Consider the following 3,226-nt stretch of genomic DNA (forward strand, 5'->3'; position numbering starts at 1 on the left):
GCCCCGGCCTCCGCATCCGCCTTCGCGTCGGCCTCCGCCAGCACCGCCTCCGCCACCGAGAGCGGGTCCGGCTCGATGTCGCGGGCGGTGAACTCCACCGGCAGCGCCGTCAGGTGACGGGAGATCCAGGCCGAGCTCCAGACCAGCTCCTCCTCGGGCACCGCGAGCCGGACGTCCGGCAGCAGGGTGAGCAGGATGTCGATCCCGGCCTCGGCGACGTGCCGCCCGATGTCCTGGCCGGGGCACTCGTGCGGCCCGGCGCCGAAGGACAGGTGGGAGCGGTTGCCGTACAGCGGGGCCGCCAGGTCGGGGCGGACCACCGGGTCGACGTTGGCCGCCGCGAGCCCGAGCAGCAGCAGGTCCCCGGCCCGGACCTGCTGACCGCCCAGCTCGGTGTCGGCGGTCGCCCAGCGGCCGGCCACCAGGGACATCGGCGGGGAGTCCCAGAGCACCTGGTCCAGCGCCTCGCCCAGGGTCATCTGGCCGCCGGAGAGGTGGGCGCGGAAGCGCGGGTCGGTGAGCACCATCTTCAGCGAGTCGGCGATCAGGTTGACGGTCGTCTCGTTCGCGGCCAGCAGCACCACCCGCAGGTGCTCCATCACCTCGTCCTCGGTCAGCCCGGCCGGGTGCGCCAGCAGACGGCTGGTCAGGTCGTCGCCGGGGTGCTCGCGCTTGAGGGCGATGGTCCGGCGCAGACCGGCGACCACGTACTCGTTGCTGGCGATCGCCGTCTCGGTGCCCTTCATCAGGTCCCGGGCGGCGGTCACCAGCTGCGGTCCGTACTCGTCCGGCATGCCGAGCAGTTTGGTCATCACCAGCATCGGCAGGTGCTCGGCGAACTGGGAGATCAGCTCGGCGTGGCCGGTCGGCCCGACCACCTGGACCAGGTCGGTGGTGAAGCGGCGGACGTGGCGGCGGATGCCGCGCCGGTCGAAGCCGTTCAGGCCGTCCAGCAGGGCGCCGCGCAGCCGGCGGTGCTCGTCGCCGTCCGCGAACACGCAGATCGGCTGCCAGGCGACCACCGGCAGCAGCGGGGAGTCGGCCGGGACCTCGTTGTTGCGGAAGGCGTTCCACAGGCGCGAGTCCCGGGAGAACAGCGAGGGGGTGCGCATCACGGTGATGTTGGTGCCGTGGCCGAGCACCAGCCAGGCCGGGTGGTCGCCGTGCAGCAGCACCGGGGCCACCTCGCCGTGCTCGGCGCGCAGCTTGTCGTACAGGCCCATCGGGTCGGTCTCGGCCTCCGGGCCGTACAGGCGGCGCAGGCCGCCGGGGCCGGTCGGGGCGATGCCGCCGCCCGCGTGGGCCGGGCAGCCGGGCGGCGGGGCGGTGGCCGGTGCGGGGACGGGGCCGGCGGGTTCGGGGATCGGGGTGGTCACGGGGTCTCCGGTCGCGGGTGGGGTTCGGTGACGAGCGGACGGGCGGACGGGCTAGGGGCGGGTGGTGGGCGGCGGGTGGCGGGCGAGCCGACGCGGGTGCCGGCTCAGCCGGTGGCCGGGACGGCCAGCTCGTACAGGTAGTGCATCAGGGTCATCAGGGTGTCCCGGCTGGACTCCCGGCTGCGTGCGTCGCAGCTGACGATCGGCACCTCGGACGGCAGGTCCAGCGCGCTCCGCAGCTCGTCGAGCGGGACGGCCGGGGCCTCCGGGAAGCTGTTGACGGCCACCACGAAGGGCACGCCGCGCTCCTCCAGCCGCCCGATCACCTCGAAGCTGACCTCCAGCCGGCGGGTGTCCACCAGCACCACCGCGCCCAGGGCGCCCTCGAACAGGCCGTTCCAGAGGAACCAGAACCGCTCCTGGCCGGGGGTGCCGAAGACGTACAGCACGAGCCGGTCGCTGATGCTGATCCGGCCGAAGTCCATGGCCACGGTGGTGGAGGTCTTCTGCTCGACCCCGGTCGGGTCGTCCACCCCGACGCCGGCCTGGGTCATGGTCTCCTCGGTGGTCAGCGGGCGGATCTCGCTGACCGCGCTGACCAGCGTCGTCTTGCCGACGCCGAAGCCGCCGACCACCACCACCTTGACCGCCGTGGTGACGGAGTCCGGCAGCAGGTCCGCCCCGGCCGGCCCGACCACCGAGTCAGAGCCGCTGAAGTCCATGGATCACCGCCTCCAACAGGGCACGGTCGGGGAGTTCCGCCGCGGGCACGGCGGCGCTGCGGGCCTCGATCAGCCCGTCGTCGAGCAGGTCCGCCAGCAGCACGATCACCACGCTGACGGGGAGTTCCAGGTAGGCGGAGACCTCCGCGACCGAGAGCGGGGAGCGGCACAGCCGCAGGATCGCGGCGTGCTCCGGCTGGTGGGCGGGGGTCGGCTCCGCGCGGGAGACGATCAGGGTGACCAGGTCGAAGACCCCCGGCCCCGAGGGGCCGCTGCGGCCCCGGGTGATGACGTACAGCCGGTCGGGCTCGGGGCCGTCCCAGCCGCCCTGCGCGGCCGTCATGCCACCGCCTCACTGTGCTCGTTCATGTGCCCGTCCCGCCGCCGGAGCCCGGCGCGGCAGGGCGGGACGGACGGCGGTTCACGCGACCACCTCGGGGTTGCGCGGCGGCGTGGACAGGTGCTCGCCGATCCGGGCGACCAGGTCGCGCATCTGGTGGCTCACCAGCCCGGCGTCCACGCCCTCGTCGGCGAGCACCGCGAGGTACGCGCGGTCACTGGCGGCCATCAGGTAGAAGTAGCCGCCGTCCACCTCGATCACCACCAGCCGCATCGAGCCGTCGCCGTGCGGGAACTCGTGGCCGATCGCGCCGGCCAGGCTCTGCAGCCCGGCACAGGCGGCGGCGAGGCGGTCGGCGGTGTCCGGGTCGGTGCCGTACTGGGCGATCCGCAGGCCGTCGGCGGACAGCACGATGACGTGGCGCACGCACGGGACGCTGTGCGCGAGGTCGTTGAGGATCCAGTCCATGTTGCTGCGGTGCGGAATCACTGCTCGCCCTTCCCTGCCGTCTCTTCACTGGTGTGTGCGGCGCTGGTGCGTCCGGCACCCGTCTGATCAGCGTCCGTGGCGCGCCCGGCGTTCGGGTGCCCGGCCTCCGGCGCCCGCCCGGCGCCCGCCGGTCCGGACGGGCTCGGCCCGGTCCCCTTGATGCCGTCCATGAACGCCTCCAGCCACAGGCCCGGCTGCTTCGGCTCCTTGGCGGGGCGCGGCGCCTGGGCCGGCGGGCCGGCCAGCGGCCCGGTCGGCTGCGCCGTCGGCCCGCCGGGCTGCGCGGTGCCGCGCTGAGC

General features: G+C 74.4%; 4 protein-coding genes and 1 pseudogene. All 5 read right to left on the reverse strand.

The window, feature by feature from the left end; all coding sequences use genetic code 11:
• Positions 1–1,376 (reverse strand): cytochrome P450 (locus ACFU6K_RS34895; RefSeq protein ID WP_380670011.1); only part of this gene is annotated, 1,376 nt, incomplete at its 3' end.
• Positions 1,377–1,480: 104 nt separating this feature from the next.
• Positions 1,481–2,098, reverse strand: coding sequence for an ATP/GTP-binding protein (locus tag ACFU6K_RS34900; protein WP_380670013.1), 618 nt, complete (start codon positions 2,096–2,098; stop codon positions 1,481–1,483).
• Positions 2,079–2,441 (reverse strand): DUF742 domain-containing protein, encoded by a 363-nt coding sequence (locus ACFU6K_RS34905; protein WP_380670015.1) that lies wholly within the window; start codon positions 2,439–2,441, stop codon positions 2,079–2,081. Before ACFU6K_RS34905 ends, ACFU6K_RS34900 begins: the two co-directional genes overlap by 20 nt.
• 78 nt (positions 2,442–2,519) lie before the next feature.
• Positions 2,520–2,906, reverse strand: a complete 387-nt coding sequence (locus tag ACFU6K_RS34910; protein WP_380670017.1) for a roadblock/LC7 domain-containing protein — start codon at positions 2,904–2,906, stop codon at positions 2,520–2,522.
• Positions 2,907–2,923: 17 nt separating this feature from the next.
• Positions 2,924–3,226: pseudogene (locus tag ACFU6K_RS34915) on the reverse strand (hypothetical protein); the annotation flags it as partial.

This window comes from Kitasatospora sp. NPDC057512 (genome assembly GCF_042802135.1).
GTDB lineage: Bacteria > Actinomycetota > Actinomycetes > Streptomycetales > Streptomycetaceae > Kitasatospora.

Coding starts and splice junctions, on each gene's coding strand:
- ACFU6K_RS34900 (WP_380670013.1), bottom strand. CDS start 2,098: ATGGACTTCAGCGGCTCTGACTCGGTGGTCGGGCCGGCCGGGGCGGAC.
- ACFU6K_RS34905 (WP_380670015.1), bottom strand. CDS start 2,441: ATGACGGCCGCGCAGGGCGGCTGGGACGGCCCCGAGCCCGACCGGCTG.
- ACFU6K_RS34910 (WP_380670017.1), bottom strand. CDS start 2,906: ATGGACTGGATCCTCAACGACCTCGCGCACAGCGTCCCGTGCGTGCGC.